Here is an 18,968-nt window from a genome sequence, read left to right as displayed (position 1 = left end):
GGTGGATGACGCGCCCCTGATTGCCGGCGTTGAGCTGGGCGGCACGAAATGCGTGCTGATCCTCGCGAAGGGCCCCGATGCAATCCTGGAGCGTGTCGAACTGCCGACGAGAAAGCCGGAGGAGACACTCGCCGCGATCGAGGGGGTGATCGACAGTTGGCGCGGCTTCCAGGCCTTGGGAATCGCCAGCTTCGGACCAATCTCCATCGATCGCCGTGCTGCCGATTACGGTCACATCACATCGACGCCGAAACCGGGCTGGCGCGGCACGGACGTCGCGCGGCGCCTCGGCAGTCGGTACGGCGTTCCCACCGGCTTCGACACGGATGTCGTCGGTGCGGCGCTCGGCGAGGCGCGCTGGGGCGCCGCCGCGGGGCTGAGCGACCTGGCCTATATCACGGTCGGCACCGGCGTTGGCGTTGGGCTCGTGGCGCATGGTCGCCCGGTGGATGGGCTGACGCATGGGGAACTCGGCCATGTTCGTCCGGTGCGCATGGCAGGGGACGAATGGACGGGAAGTTGCCCGTATCACGGTGCCTGTGTGGAGGGGCTGGTGTCCGGCCCGGCAATTGCCGCGCGGACGGGGATGGCGGGGGCGGATGTGCCGCCGGATCATCCGGTCTGGGCCACTGTGACGCATGCCTTGGCGCAATTGCTGCACACCATTACGCTCACCGGCGTCCCGCGCAGGATCGTGCTGGGCGGCGGGGTAATGATCGGCAATCAGTTCCTCTTTCCGCAGATCCGTGCGGCGTTGCGCCATTCACTCGGCGGCTACGTCGCCCTTCCGGAAGTGGAGGATGTCGACACCTTTGTCGTCCCGCCGTCGCTCGGCAATAATGCCGGTCCGCTGGGCGCCATCGTCCTGGGCGAGCAGGCACTCGCTCGGACCTAGTTACATCGTACCTTTGCGCATTGTGATCGTGGCCTGTCCAAATGCATCGGCTGTGATCTGACGGAGAGAGATACGACTGGCGCCACCAAAACGGATTATCCCTTAAGAGACGCTGTGTTCGCTGCTCATTAACTCATTAATGCAATGTGTTGTTAGGGGCGGGAGGTCAGTCGCGTGATGACCGGTTCAACATCGATGCGCCTGCTGATCGTCGATGATGATCCCTCCGTGCAGGAGATCTATCGCCGCAGCTTCGAAACTGATGGCGGCACGACCGGCGCGCCCGCTGAGGCCTTGCGCGCATCGCGCACGGGAAAATGGCGCATCCCGGTGTTCGAGTGCACCTTCCACAATCAGGGTCCTGATGCCGTTCATGCCGTCGAAGCTGCCCTGGACGAAGGCCGGCCCTATCCGGTCGCCTTCATCGACGTTCGGATGCCACCAGGCATTGACGGGAAGGAGACGGCTCGCCGCATACGGATGATCGATCCCAACATCCATCTGGTCATTGTCACTGGCTATTCGGACGTATCGCCGGCGGAAATCATCGAAGTGGCGGGGCCTCCCGACAAGCTGTTCTATCTGGCGAGGCCCTTTAAAGCTGCGGAGGTGGTGCAGACCGCGATCGCGCTCGGCAAGCGCTGGGACGTCGATCGCGAGCTTGCCGACCTGCGGGCCAATCTCGCGCGGCACATTGCGCTTCTTGAGCAGCAGGCAGCCGCGCTGGCGGCCAATGAGCAGCGCGCGATCCATGTCGCCAGCCATGATGCGCTGACCGACGCGCCCAACCGGCTGGCGTTTCAACATGCCCTGAACGAGCGGGTGCGCCGACCCGGCCCGTTCGCGGTCGCCATGGTCGACCTGGATCGTTTCAAGCTGGTCAACGACACGCTGGGGCACCTGGCGGGCGACGAGATGATCCGAGCCGTGTGCGCCATTCTTCAGCAGGCCGTTCCGCAGAACGCACTGGTTGCGCGGCTGGGCGGGGATGAATTCGGCCTGCTGTTCGACACTGTCGCCCCGGAAGCCGCGCTGATGGCTTGCGAGCGGATCGTCGCGGCGTGCGATGTTTCATTGAGGGTGATGGGCGATCCGGTGCACGGCTCCGTTTCGGCCGGCGTCATGGTGTCGCATGAAACGGGCGTGCGCGACCCTGTTGACCTGATGCGCAGGGCGGATCTTGCGCTCAACGAGGCGAAACGAAGCGGGCGCAATGCGGCGCGGCTGTTTGACGAAAGCCTTGATGAAGGGATCCGGCTGCGCCGCCAGATCGAGAGCAACCTCAGTCAGGCGATCGCGCGCGACGAATTGAGCATGTTGTTCCAGCCGATCGTGGCGACCGACACGTTCGAGGTCGTCGGGTTCGAAGCTTTGTTGCGCTGGCATGCGGTTGCGGTTGGGCCGATCAGCCCGGCCGCCTTCATTCCGATCGCCGAGGAATCGAACCTGATTCACGAATTGGGGAACTGGGTGCTCGCCAGGTCGCTCGCTGTGCTGAAGGACTGGCCGGGGCAATATGTCTCGGTCAATTTCTCGCCACGTCAGTTTCGGCGGCACAATTTCGTCGGCTATGTCATGGAGCAGGTGCAGCGTGCCAATGTCGCGCCGTCGCGCCTTCAGATCGAGATCACCGAAACCGCCATCTTGGACGATGCGGAGCGTGCCGCCGACACCATGTACCGGCTGCGTCAGATGGGGTTTCGCATCGCGCTCGATGATTTCGGCACCGGCTATTCCAGCCTGTACAACATCCGCAAGTTCGCGCTCGACAGCCTGAAGATCGATCGCAGCTTCATCGATGGGATGATGCGCGAGCGAGAGTCGGTCGCCATCGTCCACTCGATCATCCATCTCGGGCAGGCGCTAGGGCTTGGCGTCATTGCGGAAGGCGTCGAGACCGATGGGCAAGTGGCGATGCTGCGCGCCGCGGGGGCCAGCCACCTCCAGGGCTATCTGTTTGCCGTGCCGATCACGGCGGAGCACGCGGCTGCACTTGCGAAGTCAGGCATCACAGGCGTGTACGCCGCCGTCCCTTCAACCGTCGCGGAAAGCGGAGCCACTGGTTGAGTTCGTACGCAAATCGACAAGACATGCGACGCAGTCAGTAAGCCGCCACCTGAAGGAACTAGGTCAGTTTAGGTCAGCCCGCGGTGGGTGCAAGTGCGACCAGGTACGTCCACACTCGGCATCAGGCGCGGGCCGCATTCCGGATTATCGGGGGCGACGCGCCAACAGCAACATGCCGCTCATGACCGTGACGGCACCAACGCCAGCGGCGCCAAGTAGAATGACGTTCGCATATTCCATCAACCATCCCCTCATATTCCGGCGAGCCGGCAATTATTATGCGGGGAAGTTGCCCTGACCTTGCTAATTACGCAAGCACGTATGTCGTAACCCGATCAATTTGGCTGATCGGGTACAAGTCGGACGTCAGGCTTCGGCAGACCGGCACGGCAGGATTAGCGTAACAGTCACAATCCCAAGCGCCTCGCCCCTGACGGACAAAAGGATTGACGGGACGAGGCGCCCGGCTGGAAGCCTGGGACCCAGCGATTGCCGGTCCGTCTCGCGCATGTCGCTGAGGATGGAGCATGACGCAAGCGGATCATTTCACACCTGCATCTACATGAGCGCCGCATCTGCGAGGGAGTTCGGGTGGATGCGGCGCTCACTAGCGGCGCGCTCTGATTAGAGCCGTAGAGCCGATATGCGACTATTCACCAGATTTCTCCCAAAAGCAAGATGAGTGCCAGCCGCCGTTCAGCCTCGTGAGGCAGGGACGTTCGCCAGTGAGCTCGATCAGCCGCTATCAGCGATCCGCTGCGCCTTGGCTTGCGCCCATCAGACGCCCGCTCGTCAGCATCGCGGCAACGAGCCGGTCGCCCGCGCGTGCAGGATCGTTGCGAATGGCGGCTTCCTCATTGCCGATCGCGCGCCAGATCGTCTGTGCTACCTGGGTCGTGATCGTCCTCTGAATAGCGCTGACGTTGATTCCGGTCGCAGCGCGGATGACGGGACCGAGAACAGACTGGCTGTCGAACTGACGCAATCCGCGGCCTACCTCGGGCAGCATGGCATCGAGGATCCGATCGCCGATGGCTTGTTGAAGATAACCCGTTGCTGCGGTTGGCCCGCCGCGAACAATGCCGAGCGCGTCACTGAAGGTGAGGGACCGGATCGAGTCCAAGATCATCGGGGCCGCACGGTCGGCCGCATCCGCGGCAATGCGATTGATCGCGAGTGTGAGTTCACGCTGCACCGGTGCCGAGCGTAGCAGGGCGCCCAACACAGCGCCGGATCGATCGCCTTCCACGCCCGGAAGCGTTAGCCGGGCCGCAGGATCGTTGAGAAAGCCAGTGTCCGATACAAGACGGGTCAGCGCACGCTCGCTCGAAATTGTCAGCAGCCGTCGCAATGCCTCCGTCATGTCGCCCGACATGGCTGTCGTGGCACAGCCTGCCACCATCAGCCCCGGTAGCGCGATCCCCGCGCCGATCAGCAATGCGCGCCGCGTGAAATGGGTCATCCGTCACTCCCAACCTTGAAGCGCATCGCGATTGGGGGTGGCTTTCGGAACGCCCGCTGAACGGCGCTGGCGCTGATCGGGAGATGAGCGGCTACAATCTACTTCGGCAGAAACGCACCCGGATCATTCACTGCGGCAGTGATCAAGGCTTCTGAGCGACCGGCAGCATCCGTACCGAGTGCCGATGAGTAAAAAGGGGGCGGCCGCGGCGCCGGAGTTTCCGCCAGGGAAACACCGACAGCGCGGCCGCCTTGTTACGATTGAACGGTTATGACTTCGGAAGCTGGATTGTCGGTCCCAAGGCCGTGAGCACCTGGTTGGCGTTGAAGCTTCCCTTGCCCGTCGCTGGCCCGCGCTGCATCAGGATATCGGCCTGCGCCTCGTATTTGGTGACGGTGCTGACATCGACGGTATCTGCCCAGAACGGATCGCCCGTCCACGGATTCCAGCTGCGCCATCCGGCCGGTCCGTAATACCGCCATGCCGGGCGCCACCAGCCATAGGGCCCGGTGAACAGCGGATCAGGCGTCAATTGCGTCTCGACGTCACTTTCATTGACGTTGGTGAGGATCTTGAAGCTCTGATAGCCATTCTGCGCCGTCAGCTGCGCCGCCCGATAGAGTAGGTAATCGTCCACCGTCTTGCGCGAGGTGTAATCGTTGCCGACGAACGTGACGCGGTAACGATCAGGCGCAAGTTGCGTGTCGGAATAGCCGCCGCTGACCTTACCGGAGCCCATCGGTTGATACGGCGTTGGCGTGGTCGCGCATCCTGCGAGTCCCCCAATGGAGATCGCCAGAGCGGCTGCGATGGTGGTTTTTCTGAAGGTCGTGGGCACGGACACGTCTCCTTTCTTATGTTTTCGGAACACAGATCGCGGTTGGCGCTACGGTGAGGTCATGAACGTGCTCCTCAATGGGCCATGAACAGACTGACATTGCTGTTGGTGGAGAGGGCCTGGGTCACACCGCCGAAAATCCGCTCCTGCAGCCGCGCGTGGCCGTAGGCGCCCATGACGATGTATGATGCGTCGGCCAGTGCCGCGGCCTCGGCGAGCACGTCGCTGGTGATCCGGTCGGATCGGGCCACTTCGCGGATATCCGACCTGATCTCGTAATAGCCGAGGTATTCGGCGGCATCGGTGGGCGAAAGTGCATGGGGCTTCGCTTCCTCGATATGCACGATCGTCACGTTTTCAGCCCGCGACAGGAGCGGGACGGCCGCGCACAGCGCGCGCGCCGCTTCCGCAGAACCATTCCACGCCACCATGGCATTGCCGTAAGCGTCGAAACGCGTGCCGCCAGGAGCGATCGCGAGGACCGGCGTGTTGCTTTGCGTGGCGAGCCGCGCTGGCGGGGGCGGCCGATCGCCAAGCTCGTCCTTCTGCGGAATGCTCACGATGGTCAGGTCGACCAGCGCCATGCGATCGAGCGCGCTGCTGCGTGGATAGCGGGTGCCGGTGATCCACGTGCGCGGCGCGTCCGCGCGTTGCAGCTTGGCGTCGATCTCCTGCTTGTTCTTCGCCTCCCGCTCCCGCATGTCCTCGAGCAGATCGAACATCGGATAGACCCCACCAAAGGGATCCATCGCCACGAACGTATCCGGCGTGATCATCTGCAAGCAATGAAGATGGGCGTTGAAGGCGCCGGCGAGATTGAGCGCAGCTTCGACCCGATCGATCGTGCCGCTATCCTCATTCGCATAAAGCAGAATCGACCGCATCCTCTTCCCCGCGCCTTTGTGGGTGCCTGGATGAAGAAACTGGGCCTTTCTGCACCTGAACGGTATACGTAACGGTGCGTAAGGATGATCTAATCGAAGTCTTTAGAGCTGAACGTCACGCCATTCTGGTGATGACGGCACGGAACCGGCGCAGGGCAAAGACGAAGAATACAGCGCCAATTGCAGCAAGCGCGATCATCTGCGGCCAGACGACATCAATGCCGGCGCCGCGAAACAGGATCGCCTGACCCAGGCTGATGAAGTGCGTGGTCGGCGCCGCGAGCATCACGTTCTGAACAATTTCCGGCATGCTTTCCCGCGGCGTGATCCCGCCCGAGAGCATTTGCAGCGGCAGGAGGACAAGTACCGCAAGCATCCCGAACTGGGGCATGTTGCGCGCAACCGTCGCCATGAAGATCCCGATCGACGTGGTGGCGAACATCGCGAGCGTTGCGCCGGCGAAGAACAACGGCAGCGATCCCGCGATGGGGACATGCAGCAATCCGCGCACGACCAGCTGCGTCGACAGGAAGGATGCCACCAGGACGACCAGGCTCATCGACCACACCTTGCTCGCCATGATCTCGAACGGGGTCACGGGCATGACGAGGAGGTGCTCGATCGTGCCGTGCTCGCGCTCGCGGATCAGCGCCGCGCCGGTCAGGATGATGGCCAGCAAGGTGATCTGGTCGATCACCTGGACGAGGGCGCCGAACCAGATGGCGCTGAGCGTAGGATTGTAGCGCGCACGCACCTCCAGATCGACCGGCAGCGCGCTTTTGCCCTGTTGCCGGGCGACGAAGTTGTTCACCTCACCCAGCGCTATCTGCTGGATATAGCTGCTGCCGGTAAACGCCTGAGTCATCCGCGTGGCGTCGGTGTTCAGTTGCAGTTCCGCCGCGCGGTCGCGCAGCACGTCACGCTGGAAGTTGGTGGGAATGCGCAGCACGAACGTATAGCGTCCCGTGTCCAGACCGGGATCGATCTGGGCGCTATTGATGAGCATCGGCGGGGCGAACTGCGGGGGATAGAAGGCATCGATGATCCGCCGCGACAGCGGGGAGCGATCCTCATCGACAATCGCGATCGACGCCATGTGGAGCGTTTCCGGCATCGCCTTGGCCGAGGTGTAGATCACCCCGGTGAAGGTGAAGGCAATCAGCAGAAGCATCACGGGATCGCGCCACAGGCTCCACAGCTCCTTCATGCCGAGCCGGTATATGTTGGAGAGCGTGCGCATCGCCTCAGCGCTCCTGCTTGTGGAGCAACAGGATCGATGCTCCGGTGAAGATCGGCCACGCAAGGAGCAATGGCCATAGCGACGACCACAGGTTCTCGAAGCCCAGCCCTTTGTTGAACACGCCGCGGGTGATCGTGATCATGTGCGACGAGGGGTAGATTTCGCCAAAGATCCGCGCGCCGCCCTGCAACGAGGTCACGGGATCGATCATGCCGCCATAGGTCAGCGTCGGGATCAGCGTGCCGATCATGGCAAGGAACAGCGCGGCGATCTGGCTGCGGGTGACGGAGGAGGCGAGGAGACCGATGCCGGTGGAGACGAAGGAGAAAAGCAATGCGCCAACCGTGAGGGCCAGTAAGTTGCCGGTGATCGGAACCCCGAACACCCAGCGGCCCATGATCACCATGATCGCGAAGTTGATCATCGCCAGCGCGACATAGGGAAGCTGTTTGCCTAGCAGGAATTCGCTCGGCGTCACCGGCGTCACGTAGAAATTGATGATCGATCCGGTTTCCTTTTCCCGGACAACGGCCATCGCCGCCAGCATGGCGGGCAGCATCAGCAGCAGAAGGGGAATGACGCTTGGCACCATCGCCGGCAGGCTGCGCACGTCGGGGTTGTAGCGGTAGCGGTTCTGCACCGTGACCGATCCGTCCGCGCCCGCGCGCGCCGCACCGGTCAGGCCCGCGTCGCGCATTTCTGTCGCCAGCCAGCGTTGATGCAGGCCCTGGATGTAGCCGCGGATCGTCTCTGCGCGCAGCGGCATCGAACCGTCGAACCATGCGGCGACGGGTTGGGGCGTTCCCCGCCGCAAATCACGTCCGAATCCCGGCGGGATCTCGATGGCCAGCGAAATGTCGCCACTGCGCATCCGTCGGTCCATGTCGTCGTAGCTGGTGATCGGCGGGCGCGGGATGAAATAAGTCGAGCTTGCGATCTCCTGCTCATATTGGCGGCTGGTGGTGGTCTGGTCCCGGTCCAGAACGGCAAAGCGGATGTTGTCGACGTCCAGGCTGATCCCGAACCCGATCACCAGAAGGAGGATCACCGAACCGGCGAGCGCGAGCGCCCCGCGCACCGGATCACGCTGAAGCTCCAGCGTCTCGCGCCAAAGGTAGCTGTACATCCGCCGCGGGCTGAAGCGGCGCATCGACGATGCGGCTTCCGGCGCCGTTGCTGTGGGCATCTGGATCGGGGCGTCTGCCGTCGCCTCATCGCTGGCCTCCTCCAGATAGGAGATGAACGCTTCTTCCAGCGTCGCGGCGCTGCGCTTCTCGATCAGTCGTTCCGGCGTGTCGCTGTCGAGCACCTTGCCGGCATCCATCATCGAAATGCGGTCGCAGCGCTCGGCCTCGTTCATGAAGTGCGTCGAGATGAAGATCGTCACCTGGTCGCGGCGGGACAGGTCGATCAGCAGCCGCCAGAACGTGTCCCGCGCGATCGGGTCCACCCCCGACGTGGGTTCGTCCAGGATCAGGATTTCGGGGCGATGGACCATCGCGACGGCGAGCGAAAGGCGCTGCCGCGCGCCAAGGGGCAGGACCGGCGGCAAGTCCTCCGCCGCATTGTCGAGGCCGAAACGCCGGATCATCTCGGCGACGCGTTCCGCGATCTCCGCGGGCGGCACGGCAAACAGATGCGCATGAAGTTCCAGGTTCTGGCGCACCGTCAGCTCGCTGTAGAGCGAGAAGGCCTGGCTCATATAGCCGACCCGGCGCCGGACGTTGATGTCCTTGGGATCGATCGGCTTGCCGAACAGCTTCGCCTCGCCCTCGCTCGGCTCGAGCAGGCCGGTGAGCATCTTCATGGTCGTCGATTTGCCGCAGCCGTTCGATCCCAGGAACCCGAAGATCTCGCCGCGACCGATGCGAAAGCTGACGTGGTCCACCGCAACGAAATCGCCGAAGCGCATCGTGAGATCGTTCGCCTCGATCGCGACGCTCTGCTCATTGAATTGCTGCTGCGGCTTCGTGACCGGCGTGTGATCACGCTTCTTCTCGTCGGGCAGCAGCGCGATAAAGGCTTCGTCCAGTCCCGGCGACGATGTCTGCGCCATCAGCTCGCCCGGCGTGCCCGTCGCCAGTACGCGGCCGTCGTCCATGGCGACCAGCCAGTCGAACCGTTCCGCCTCGTCCATATAGGCGGTCGCGACGACCACGCTCATGCCCGGGTTCTGTTCGCGGATCTCGCCGATGAGAATCCAGAATTTCGCACGTGCCAGCGGGTCGACGCCGGTGGTCGGCTCGTCGAGGATCAGCAGGCTCGGCTCGTGGATCAGCGCACAGCACAGGCCCAGCTTTTGCTTCATTCCACCGGAAAGCTTGCCTGCGGGACGCGAGAGAAAGTTCTCGAGCCCGGTGCTTCGGGTCAGTTGATGGATGCGCTGGCGCCGTTCTTCCGGGGGCTGCCCGAACAGCCGCGCGAAGAACTGCAGATTCTCCTCGACCGAGAGGGTAGGGTAGAGGTTCTTGCCGAGACCCTGCGGCATATAGGCGATCCGCGGGCAGACCAGGTCGCGGTGCGCCTTGTCACTCATGTCGCCGCCAAGAACCTCGACCTTGCCCTCCTGAATGGCACGCGCGCCCGCTATCAGCGAGAACAGGCTGGACTTGCCGACGCCGTCCGGACCGATGAGGCCGACCATCTGCCTTGCCGGGAGAATGAGGTCGAGATTGTCGAGCGCGACCGTCCGGCCGTAGCGCAAGGTCACGTTTGACAGTCGCGCGACATGATCGTCGGCGGTGGTTGACACCTGGGGGGAGGCGCCCGGCGCCAGCATTGCTAATCCCTCACGACACGGGACAGGCTGGCCGGCCACGGCACGCCGGGATCGATCCTGACATAGGCTACGCCGGGGACCCCCGTTTTCACCAGGTTGACGTGGCGACGCAGAAGATCGGGATCGATGCGCGCTTTCACCCTGAACATCAGCTTCTCGCGCTCGCTGGATGTCTCCACGGTTTTGGGGGTGAATTGTGCGACGTCCGCGACAAAGCTGATCCGTGCCGGAACGTAGCGATCCGGCAGCGCGTCGAGAACGATGCGCGCCTCGTCACCCAGCGCGACCCGACCAGCGACCGTTTCGGGCAGGAAGAACACCATCGACACGTCCGATGGATCGATCATCGTCAGCACGCGGCCGCCAGCGGCCACCACTTCGCCGGGCTGCGCAATGCGGTACTGGATCCGGCCCGCGCGGGGCGCGCGCAGCACGCTGTCGTTGATGTCAGCCATGATCCGGTCGATCGTGGCGCGCGTCGCCTCGACGTTCGTGCCGGCCCCAACCACCTGGCTGCGGGCCGCGCGGATCGCAGAATCCACCGCGGCGACCTGCGCCTGAGCGGCGGCTACGGCTGCCGACGCGCCCTCGACCGCCGCCTGGTCATTGTCCCGCTCCTGCACCGGCGTCGCACCTTCCTTCGCGAGCGTGGAGGATCGTCCCAGTCGCTTGCGGGCGACGTTCAGTTCCGCCTCCCGCTGGCGAACGGTCGCCTGGGCAAAGGCCTTGTCGCTTTGCCGCTGCAGCACCTGCGCTTCGGTGATCTGGATGGCGTTCGTCGCCTCGGCAAGTTGCGCTCGCGCCTGCGCCAGTTGCGCCTGCAAGGCGTCCGTATCCATGGTGGCGACGATCTGTCCCTGACGCACGAACTGCCCCTCGCTCACGGTGATGTCGCGCAGGCGACCGGGCATCTTGGCGGCAATGTCGATCTCGACCGCTTCGATCCGGCCGTTGCCGCTGACGATGCCGGCGGGGAGGCCGGATGGACGCATGGCTAGCCACAGCAGCACCCCGACGCCGACGATGGCTAGCGCGATCAGCCCGCGCGAAATCCAGCGGTTGTCCCGCAATTTGCTCATGGTGCCGGTGTCCTCCCCGTGGCGACAGCGTCTGAATCGAACACGGGCTGCGGGGCGAAACCGCCGCCGAGCGCGGCGTAGAGCGCAACTCCACTCGCCACCTCGGCACGACGTAGCTGCACCAACAATTGCTGTGTGTCGAACAGGTCGCGCTGTGCATCGAGCACTTCGAGATAGGCCGAACGGCCATTATCGAAGCGCAAGGTCGCCAGCCGCGCACGCTCGGTCAGCGCGTCCAGCACACCGCGCGTCGTCTCGATCTGCAACGACAGCTGTCGCCGCCGCGCGAGCGCATCGGCAACATCGCGGAACGCGATCTGGATCGCGCGCTCATATTCGGCCACCGCCAAGATCTTTCTGGCCTCCGCCACGTCAAGGTTGGCCCGCAATCGGCCCGCATTGAAGATCGGCAGCGTCAGCGATGGCGCGAAGCTCCAGACCCCCGTCGGCGAACTGAACAGGTCGCCAAGGCTGGTGCTGGCGATCCCTCCTCCCGCGGTAAGCGTGATGTTGGGGAAGAACGCGGCGCGCGCAGCGCCGATGTTCGCATTGGCCGCCAGCAACTGACGCTCCGCCGCTACGATGTCCGGCCGGTTGGTGAGCAGATCGGACGGCAGCCCCGGCGGCAGCTGAAGATAGGTGGTGATCTGCGCGAAGCGCCGATCCGATGCGGTCAATGTCACCGGCTGGCCAACGAGAAGCGCGAGCGCGTTGCGATTGACCTCCTGATCCTGCTCGAGAGCCTGAAGCGCGGCGCGCGCCTGACCCAGCAACGCCTGCGCCTGTGTCATGTCGAGCTTGCTTCCCGATCCCACCTCGTAGCGTCGCCGGACGATCCGCAGCGACTCCTCGCGCGTGGAGATCGTACGGCGGGCGAGATCGGCGCGTTCCTGATACTCCCGTTCGAGCAGATAGCCGTTTGCAACCTGCGCGATCAGTTGCGTGGCAACCCCGCGGCGCGCCTCTTCCGTCGCGAGATACTGCCAGCGCGCGGCATCGCGCAGATTGCGCAGCCGGCCCCAAAAATCGATCTCCCACGCCGCATTCGCCTGAACGCCGATGGAGCGAACGTCGACCGGCGTCGATGCGCTGCCTGGCAGGTTGTACAGCGTCCGGCCCCGCGTGGCGGCGACAGCACCATCGATCTGCGGGTAGAGCGCTGCGCCCTGGATCCGCCATGCGCCCCGAGCCTCCAGAACGCGGGCAGCCGCCACGCGAATGTCGCGATTGTTGGCCAGGGCGAGTGCGATCAGGCGTTGCAGTTCCGGATCGCGAAAGAAGGCTTGCCAGCCGATCGCCGCGATGGTCGCACCGCCGGGGTTCGTCCCCGGGAAGCGCGGCGGCACTGGCGCGGCCGGGCGAACATGTTTCGGCGCAAAGGAGCAGCCGCCAAGAGTGAACAGGATGAGCGCGATCGGCACGATCCGCGACCGCGTCTTCGTCCGAGCGGTCGTGCCACAGATCGTCATTCCTGTTGCACCTGATGCGATCCCTTGGCTCGAGATGGCGCAGCGCCGCTCGCGCTCGTGCGCGACATTGCGTCTTTGGTTGGGCGCCCGGGGCGCATCCCCGATGGCCGGGCACGACCGGCGTGCGCGTCTGACGGGTGTCACCGACCCGCCCTGATCCGCCAATCAGGGGTTTTGCCTATATCGTTGGAAACAACTTGCCCGTCACTCTGCCCCGGTCACGACGGCGGTATGCTGGGCAATGAGCGGAAGAGGATCCGCTCCATCCTGGTGCGCTACCGGTAACCAACAATCGAGATTGTCTTCGAATGTACCAAAATTTATGTTAAGCAAAGAGTTGCCGCGCGCTGGGGAAATGGTGCGGCACTAGGAGAGCCGATGCACTCCATACGTGGGGCTTCATTGCGCGCGGGGCTTACTGGCTGCGGCATCGCCGTGGGGGTGGTCGGGCTGGCTGCATTGGTGCAACATGCACTCAATAAAGGGCCGCCCCCAGCGGCCCCATTTCTTCTGTTCTTCTTCGCAATTTCCGTCACCGGCATGCTGGCGGGGCCGTTCTGGGCCGGTGTGGCGGCTGCGCTCTCCGCCGCGGTGACCTCATGGATAGGATGGTTGCCGAGTACGGATGAGCTGCGGCTTCTGCTGCTGTTCGGTCTGTCGTCCGGTAGCGTCGTTGCCCTGTCCTACCTTCATTCCGCCCGCGCGGCGCGCGAACGCACGGCGGCGCATGAGCTGAACCTGCTGATCGAGGGAGCGACCGGTTACGCCATTTATATGTATGATGCGGCCGGTCGTGTTTCGGTGTGGAACGAAGGAGCGCGCCGGTTGATGGGCTGGAACGCCGACGAGGTCATCGGCAAGCATTGCTCCATCTTCTACACGCAGATGGCAGTGGCCGAGGGGGTGCCGGATCATCACCTTCGTACTGCGGCTGTGAAGGGGGCGGTCAGGGGCGAGGATTGGCATGTCCGAAAGGATGGATCGCGGTTCCTAGCATCGTTCAACCTCAAGGCGTTCTATGATCAATCGGGAACGCTGCGCGGCTATGGAAAGCTGATCCGCGACATCACGCAGCAGCGCGCCGAGCAGTTCAGGGCTGCGGCCAGCGAGAACCATTATCGCTCGATCCTGGCGACCGTGCCGGACGCAATGGTGGTGACAAATCGCGCTGGCAACATCCTGTCCTTCAGCGCGGCGGCAGAACGCCTCTTCGGGCTGTCCGAAAGCGAAGTCGTGGGCACGAGCTTCCAGCGGCTGATCGCGTCGTCCGACCCGCAGGGAAGGGTGGGGGATCTCGAATATTACCTCGCCGCAACGCGCAACAGCAGCGATGGAGTGGGCTCAACCTTGCTCGGGCGAAAGGGCGATGGGTCGACCTTTCCGTTGCAGCTGGCGGTCGGCCAGGCCGTGACCGAAGGGAAGCCGATCTTCACCGCGTTCATCCGCGATCTGACCGAGCACCGTCGCACGCAGGAGCGGCTGGAGGAACTGCGCGCCAGCCTCGTTCATGCCGCACGGGGAAGCGCGATGGGCACGATGGCCTCCACCTTGCGGCATGAGTTGAACCAGCCGATCACGGCGGTCGTCAATTACATGCGCGGCATCCGAAACCTTCTTCGGGAAGGAAATGAGGAGGATCGTGACATGATCGACGACGCACTGGCGGAGGCGATGCGCGAAGGTCTGCGGGCGGGTGATATCCTGCGGCACCTCCATGACTTCGAAAGCCGCGGCGAGATGGAGTTGACGGTCGAGGATCTGCCGCAACTGATCGAAGAGGCGGCACAGCTGGCGCTCATCGGTGCGCGTGAACGCGGCATCTGGGTCACCTTCGACATCGACGCCAATGCATCCCCCGTTCTGGTGGACCGGATTCAGATCCAGCAGGTACTGATCAACCTGATCCGGAACGCGATCGAGGCGATGGCGGAATCGCCAGAGCGCCACCTGTCGGTGTCGACGCGGGTCGAGGACGACGGATGCGTGAAAGCCACCGTTGCCGACACCGGATCGGGCATTGCCCCGCAGGTTGCGGCGACGCTGTTTCGTGCGTTCAACAGTACGAAGGCCGGCGGCATGGGACTGGGGCTGTCGATTTGCCGGACGATCGTGGAGGCGAGTGGCGGCAGGATCTGGGCCGAGCCGCGCGAGGGCGGGGGTACGGCGTTTCACTTTACCATGGTTCAGGCCGATCGGGAGTTGGCAGAATGAACGACAAACGCTTGGTGCACATCATCGATGACGAGGCGGCGGTCCGGCGATCGGCCAGCTTCATGCTCAAGACGCTCGGCTTCGCCACGCGAACGTGGGAGGGCGGGACTGCCTTTCTGAAGGAGGTGCGGCATGCGGAAAACGGCTGCATCCTCCTCGACGTCCGCATGCCGGACATCGACGGGCTGGCGGTGCAACAGCAATTGATCGAACGCGGCATCGCCATGCCGGTGATCGTGCTGACCGGTCACGGGGACATCACCATCGCGGTCAAGGCGATGAAGGCGGGCGCCGTCGATTTCATCGAAAAGCCATTTGATGGCGACGTGCTGCTTGCCGCGCTGGAGCATGCGTTCGAGCGGCTGGAGAAATCGGCAGACGCGCTGACCCGGGCGGCCAACGCTGACCTCGCACTGGGTGCCCTGTCGCCGCGCGAGCGGGAAGTGCTGGCGGAGCTTGCCGAAGGGTTTCCCAACAAGACGATCGCTTACGACCTCGGAATCTCGGTGCGCACGGTGGAGGTGCATCGCGCAAACGTAATGACCAAGCTGAAGGCGCGCAGCCTGTCCGACGCGCTGCGGATCGCATTTGCCGCCGGCCTGGGCAGCCCGCGGACCTGAAACCGGCGCGGGTCTGCCGGGCGTCACGGGCCCCTGAAGCGCACCAACGGTCGTGCGCCATCGTCGCGCGCGGCCATCCCAGATTGGGGCTTTCGCGAGCTTAGGTACTCTTCCCAATATTCCGAAAAACCCGGCATCCCTAACTGTTGATCGGCAGCAATAAAGACTGAAGTCTGCGGAGCGTATCGCGGCACGTCAGGATACGGATCACCTCCTTGCACGTGTGCACGTCGCTTCTCGTGGCCCGGTTGCCTTGCAGCCCACCTGCCCGTGTGTGAAAGCGGCTCCCCCCGGCCGCCGGCGCAGCGTCTGCATCGCCACCGGTGCACGGGCAGGTGATTTTTTCCGGCGCCCGGACCACGTGGTCCTGAACGCCGCCTTCACGATTTTCACGGCCGGAGTTCGGGACGATGAGCACGCAAGCGGATCTGCCAGCGAAGACGCGGTCGAGCGGCGAGGCGCCATTGGGTTGGCTGCGCAGCGAGATTGACCGGTTGTTCGAGAATTTCTCCTCGCCCGCGCGCAGTGCGTTCGGATCACGCCTCGGCAGCCTCGCCGCGCTCGACGGCATGTTCAGCCTGCCGGCGTTGGAGATGACGGAGAAGGACAAGGAATATCGACTCTCGGCCGAGATCCCCGGCATGTCGGAGGACCAGATTGACGTCAGCGTCGCCGACGGAATCCTGACGATATCGGGAGAGAAGCGCGATGAGGAGGATTGCAAGGACGGCGACTACATGCTGCGCGAGCGCCGCTATGGATCGTTCGTCCGCAAGATCAATCTTCCCAAGGACGTCGATCCAAATGCGGTGAGCGCGCATGTCGACAAAGGCGTGCTGATCATCACCTTGCCCAAGGACGAAAAGGCCGGCGAGCAGAAGCGCCGCATCCCGATCTCGTCGCAGAAATGAGGCTGCGACGCCCGCGCCTGGCCGAAGAAGCCGGGCGTCGCTGGCACCGGCAAAGCAGAGGAGAGTGCATGTGGCTGATCTGATTGTTGTCGGCTTTGACGATCCGCATGAGGCTGATCGCGTCCTCACCCAGTTGCAGCGGATGCAGCGGGAATATCTGATCGATCTGGAGGATGCGGTCGTCGCCATTCGGCAGCCGGACGGGAAGGTGCGGCTGAAGCAGAGCTACAACATGGTTGGCACCGGCGCTGCCTCCGTCGGGCTCTCCGGCGCCTTGTGGGGCACATTGGTGGGATTGCTGTTCCTGAACCCCTTGGCCGGGATGGCGGTGGGTGCAGCGGTCGGTGCCGGGGCGGGCGCGCTTTCCGGATCGCTGATGGACTATGGCATCGACGACAATTTCATCCGCGAGCTTTCCGATACGCTGAAGCCGGACACCTCGGCGATCTTCGTTCTGGTGCGCAAGGTTCAGGCGGAAAAGGTGCTGAGCGAATTGTCTGATGTGCGCGGGCGCGTGCTGCGCTCTTCCTTGTCGCCCGATCAGGAAAAGCGGCTGCAGGAGGCGTTGATGCAGGTGTCGAAGGACCAGGAGAGCGCCGGCAGCGCGCCGGCCAATTGACCGGGTGGGAAGCGGCCTGTCTGCGGCGCAAATTGGCCTCACCGGCAGCATGGGCGGCCTGGTCGCGGCCGATGGGCGCGCCGCTGTGGCCAGATCGCCCATCGTCGGACGCGAAGGGTTGAAGAAGCAAGCGATCTGAAGTGAACTGGACCGCGGTTCGACCGCGACCATCCGGTTCCGGATCACACGACAGGCAAAGGAAGATCAAACATGAAGCCAGGCTTGTTTCTTGCCCCCTTGCTGCTGCTGGTTGCAGGATGTGACGGCACGACGGTCACGCAGGAAGCCGAACAGATCAACGTGGGCAATTACGCCAAGGAAGTGCTGGCGCTGCCCGAAGGCGATCTGCACATCGTCCTGTTCCGGGCGATCCAGGACGCAGGGGTGCCGTGTCAGGGGGTGGTCAGTGCGGAGCAGGTCGGGACCAATCCGAACCGACCGCAGTGGCGCGCGAAATGCACCGATGGCAGCTATAACCTGGTGACCGTGGATCCGAACGGCACCGCGCTGGTGATCAGCCCCAAGTCGCCCTGACCTTCGCCAACCAGGCCGGCGGGACAGGGGCAGGGGCCGGCTTGCGCGCCAGACGATGAAGGGAATGGATCATGTCGCAGGTCGTGTTCCGCGCCGACCCCTCGCATGTCGTGTTGCGGCCGTTCACCCCGGCCGACAATCCGTTTCCCAGTCGCGACGTTCCGCAGCAGCGCACGGCATTGGTGGTCGACCGTGTCAGCGCGCTGCCGCCCGCGACGGTCAAGCTTGAGCTGAACAAGCTGAAGGCGCAGCTGGCGAAGCGGCATCGTCAGGTGGACATGCTGCTGGAGCGGCGGTTCTATGCGGCGATTTCCCCGTCGGGTAGCGATCATACGCTGAGCGATGAACAGGTGCAGCTGATCGGCGGCTACCTGCTGGAGGAATATGCCGTCGAGGCGGCGGCGCTGTTCAATCCCAGCATCACCATCCACCCCGACCAGACCGACCTGCCGGCCAAGTCGATCCGCGTGCTGCTGACGCTCCGCGCGGTCGGCGAGGGGCATGTATCCTCCATCGTGTTCCGTGTCGGCACCGTCGGCCCGGGCGGCAAGGTCTGGTTCGAGGCCCCGGCCGAGCAGCTGGTGTCGGCCAAGTCGAGCCCGATCCCCGGGGGTGGGCGCGACGATCCGGCGATCCGGTTCGAGTGCGGGCCAGACCCTGACCTCTCGCGCTTCGTCCTGTTTCCCGTCGCCCCCGGGCATCGCCGGGGGCTGGAGGATCTCCGACTGACGCGCTTCATCGAGGACGATGGCAGCGTCGTTTATTATGGCACCTATACCGGCGTGGCGCCGGACGCGATCCGGCAGGAATTGATGCGCACGGTCGATTTTCGCACCTTCGATCTTGTGCCGCTGGAGGGCCGCTATGCGCACACCAAGGGCATGGCGCTCTTTCCCCGGCGGGTAGGCGGCTATTTTGCCATGCTGGGCCGGCAGGACCATGAGAATATCTGGCTGTTGACCTCCAACGACCTGTACCGATGGAACCGCGGCGAGGTGATCATCAAGCCGCGCTGGCCGTGGGAGTTCATCCAGATCGGCGTGTGCGGGCCACCGATCGAGATCGATGAGGGATGGCTGGTCATCACCCATGGGGTGGGCACGATCCGTAGCTACAGCCTGGGCGCCTGCCTGCTCGACAAGGACGATCCCAGCAAGGTGCTGGCGCGAACCGAGGAACCGATCCTGACGCCGATGGAGGGCGAGCGCGACGGCTATGTCCCGAACGTCATCTACAGCTGCGGGGCGCTGGTCCACGACGGCTGGCTGATCCTGCCGCATGGCGTGGCGGACACTTATGCCACGGTGACGACGATGAAGGTCGCGGACCTGCTCGCCCGCATGCGCTGACCGGCCACGTG

The 18,968-nt window shown here is 64.0% G+C and carries 17 protein-coding genes; 10 read left to right on the top strand and 7 right to left on the bottom strand.

Annotation, left to right across the window (positions count from 1 at the left end; genetic code table 11):
* Position 1 precedes the first annotated feature (1 nt).
* Positions 2-895, top strand: a complete 894-nt coding sequence (locus XM50_RS15420) for an ROK family protein (protein WP_046410717.1) — start codon at positions 2-4, stop codon at positions 893-895.
* A 177-nt stretch (positions 896-1,072) separates the two neighbouring features.
* Positions 1,073-2,962: a two-component system response regulator gene (locus XM50_RS15415; RefSeq protein WP_052742601.1), complete on the top strand. Its 1,890-nt coding sequence runs from the start codon at positions 1,073-1,075 to the stop codon at positions 2,960-2,962.
* Positions 2,963-3,707: 745 nt separating this feature from the next.
* On the opposite strand, the gene XM50_RS15410 is transcribed toward XM50_RS15415, so the two are convergent.
* The 3 genes from XM50_RS15410 to XM50_RS15400 form a co-directional block, all read right to left on the bottom strand.
* Positions 3,708-4,400, bottom strand: a complete 693-nt coding sequence (locus XM50_RS15410; RefSeq protein ID WP_197075563.1) for a DUF4197 domain-containing protein — start codon at positions 4,398-4,400, stop codon at positions 3,708-3,710.
* 292 nt (positions 4,401-4,692) lie between these two features.
* Positions 4,693-5,262, bottom strand: coding sequence for a CC0125/CC1285 family lipoprotein (locus XM50_RS15405; protein WP_082103248.1), 570 nt, complete (start codon positions 5,260-5,262; stop codon positions 4,693-4,695).
* 74 nt (positions 5,263-5,336) lie between these two features.
* Positions 5,337-5,984 (bottom strand): universal stress protein, encoded by a 648-nt coding sequence (locus tag XM50_RS15400; protein WP_197075562.1) that lies wholly within the window; start codon positions 5,982-5,984, stop codon positions 5,337-5,339.
* A 63-nt stretch (positions 5,985-6,047) separates the two neighbouring features.
* Between XM50_RS15400 and XM50_RS20560 the strand changes: the two genes are divergently transcribed.
* Complete coding sequence (locus XM50_RS20560; protein WP_164518887.1) at positions 6,048-6,218, top strand: hypothetical protein; 171 nt, start codon at positions 6,048-6,050, stop codon at positions 6,216-6,218.
* Positions 6,219-6,261: 43 nt separating this feature from the next.
* On the opposite strand, the gene XM50_RS15395 is transcribed toward XM50_RS20560, so the two are convergent.
* From XM50_RS15395 to XM50_RS15380, 4 genes are read right to left on the bottom strand one after another with little or no spacing between them, the layout of a single operon-like run.
* Positions 6,262-7,386 (bottom strand): ABC transporter permease, encoded by a 1,125-nt coding sequence (locus XM50_RS15395; RefSeq protein ID WP_046410711.1) that lies wholly within the window; start codon positions 7,384-7,386, stop codon positions 6,262-6,264.
* 4 nt (positions 7,387-7,390) lie between these two features.
* Positions 7,391-10,165 carry a ribosome-associated ATPase/putative transporter RbbA gene (gene rbbA / locus XM50_RS15390; protein WP_046410710.1) on the bottom strand — a complete coding sequence of 925 codons (2,775 nt, stop codon included), beginning with the start codon at positions 10,163-10,165 and terminating at the stop codon, positions 7,391-7,393.
* A gap of 2 nt (positions 10,166-10,167) precedes the next feature.
* A complete protein-coding gene (locus XM50_RS15385) occupies positions 10,168-11,244 on the bottom strand; it encodes an HlyD family secretion protein (RefSeq protein ID WP_046410709.1) in 1,077 nt (358 codons plus the stop codon).
* Positions 11,241-12,665, bottom strand: a complete 1,425-nt coding sequence (locus XM50_RS15380) for an efflux transporter outer membrane subunit (RefSeq protein WP_231622000.1) — start codon at positions 12,663-12,665, stop codon at positions 11,241-11,243. Before XM50_RS15380 ends, XM50_RS15385 begins: the two co-directional genes overlap by 4 nt.
* Here XM50_RS15380 and XM50_RS20555 point away from each other — a divergent pair.
* The 7 genes from XM50_RS20555 (at position 12,649) to XM50_RS15350 (ending at position 18,957) form a co-directional block, all read left to right on the top strand.
* Entirely contained in the window at positions 12,649-12,870 is a 222-nt protein-coding gene (locus XM50_RS20555; protein ID WP_168770682.1) for a hypothetical protein, read from the top strand. The two genes, XM50_RS15380 and XM50_RS20555, sit on opposite strands and share 17 nt — an antisense overlap.
* A gap of 455 nt (positions 12,871-13,325) precedes the next feature.
* Positions 13,326-14,924 carry a PAS domain-containing sensor histidine kinase gene (locus XM50_RS15375; RefSeq protein WP_231621999.1) on the top strand — a complete coding sequence of 533 codons (1,599 nt, stop codon included), beginning with the start codon at positions 13,326-13,328 and terminating at the stop codon, positions 14,922-14,924.
* Entirely contained in the window at positions 14,921-15,544 is a 624-nt protein-coding gene (locus XM50_RS15370) for a response regulator transcription factor (RefSeq protein ID WP_046410705.1), read from the top strand. The genes XM50_RS15375 and XM50_RS15370 overlap by 4 nt, the downstream gene beginning before the upstream one ends.
* A gap of 410 nt (positions 15,545-15,954) precedes the next feature.
* Entirely contained in the window at positions 15,955-16,455 is a 501-nt protein-coding gene (locus XM50_RS15365; RefSeq protein ID WP_046410704.1) for an Hsp20/alpha crystallin family protein, read from the top strand.
* A 70-nt stretch (positions 16,456-16,525) separates the two neighbouring features.
* Positions 16,526-17,074: a DUF1269 domain-containing protein gene (locus tag XM50_RS15360; protein WP_046411769.1), complete on the top strand. Its 549-nt coding sequence runs from the start codon at positions 16,526-16,528 to the stop codon at positions 17,072-17,074.
* Positions 17,075-17,284: 210 nt separating this feature from the next.
* Positions 17,285-17,608, top strand: coding sequence for a hypothetical protein (locus XM50_RS15355; protein ID WP_046410702.1), 324 nt, complete (start codon positions 17,285-17,287; stop codon positions 17,606-17,608).
* Between the two features lie 71 nt (positions 17,609-17,679).
* On the top strand, positions 17,680-18,957 hold the full coding sequence (locus tag XM50_RS15350; RefSeq protein WP_046410700.1) for a glycoside hydrolase family 130 protein: 1,278 nt from the start codon (positions 17,680-17,682) through the stop codon (positions 18,955-18,957).
* Positions 18,958-18,968 lie beyond the last annotated feature (11 nt).

This window comes from Sphingomonas sp. Ag1 (assembly GCF_000980895.1).
Classification (GTDB): Bacteria; Pseudomonadota; Alphaproteobacteria; order Sphingomonadales; family Sphingomonadaceae; genus Sphingomonas; species Sphingomonas panaciterrae.
This window is presented reverse-complemented; position numbering and strand designations above follow the sequence as displayed.

Bases quoted from the DNA above. Each gene is read 5' to 3' on its own strand.
- XM50_RS15415 (WP_052742601.1), top strand. From the start codon at position 1,073: ATGACCGGTTCAACATCGATGCGCCTGCTGATCGTCGATGATGATCCC.
- XM50_RS15400 (WP_197075562.1), bottom strand. From the start codon at position 5,984: ATGTTCGATCTGCTCGAGGACATGCGGGAGCGGGAGGCGAAGAACAAG.
- XM50_RS20560 (WP_164518887.1), top strand. From the start codon at position 6,048: ATGAAGATGGGCGTTGAAGGCGCCGGCGAGATTGAGCGCAGCTTCGAC.
- XM50_RS15395 (WP_046410711.1), bottom strand. From the start codon at position 7,386: ATGCGCACGCTCTCCAACATATACCGGCTCGGCATGAAGGAGCTGTGG.
- rbbA (WP_046410710.1), bottom strand. From the start codon at position 10,165: ATGCTGGCGCCGGGCGCCTCCCCCCAGGTGTCAACCACCGCCGACGAT.
- XM50_RS15385 (WP_046410709.1), bottom strand. From the start codon at position 11,244: ATGAGCAAATTGCGGGACAACCGCTGGATTTCGCGCGGGCTGATCGCG.
- XM50_RS20555 (WP_168770682.1), top strand. From the start codon at position 12,649: ATGAGCGCGATCGGCACGATCCGCGACCGCGTCTTCGTCCGAGCGGTC.
- XM50_RS15370 (WP_046410705.1), top strand. From the start codon at position 14,921: ATGAACGACAAACGCTTGGTGCACATCATCGATGACGAGGCGGCGGTC.
- XM50_RS15365 (WP_046410704.1), top strand. From the start codon at position 15,955: ATGAGCACGCAAGCGGATCTGCCAGCGAAGACGCGGTCGAGCGGCGAG.
- XM50_RS15355 (WP_046410702.1), top strand. From the start codon at position 17,285: ATGAAGCCAGGCTTGTTTCTTGCCCCCTTGCTGCTGCTGGTTGCAGGA.
- XM50_RS15350 (WP_046410700.1), top strand. From the start codon at position 17,680: ATGTCGCAGGTCGTGTTCCGCGCCGACCCCTCGCATGTCGTGTTGCGG.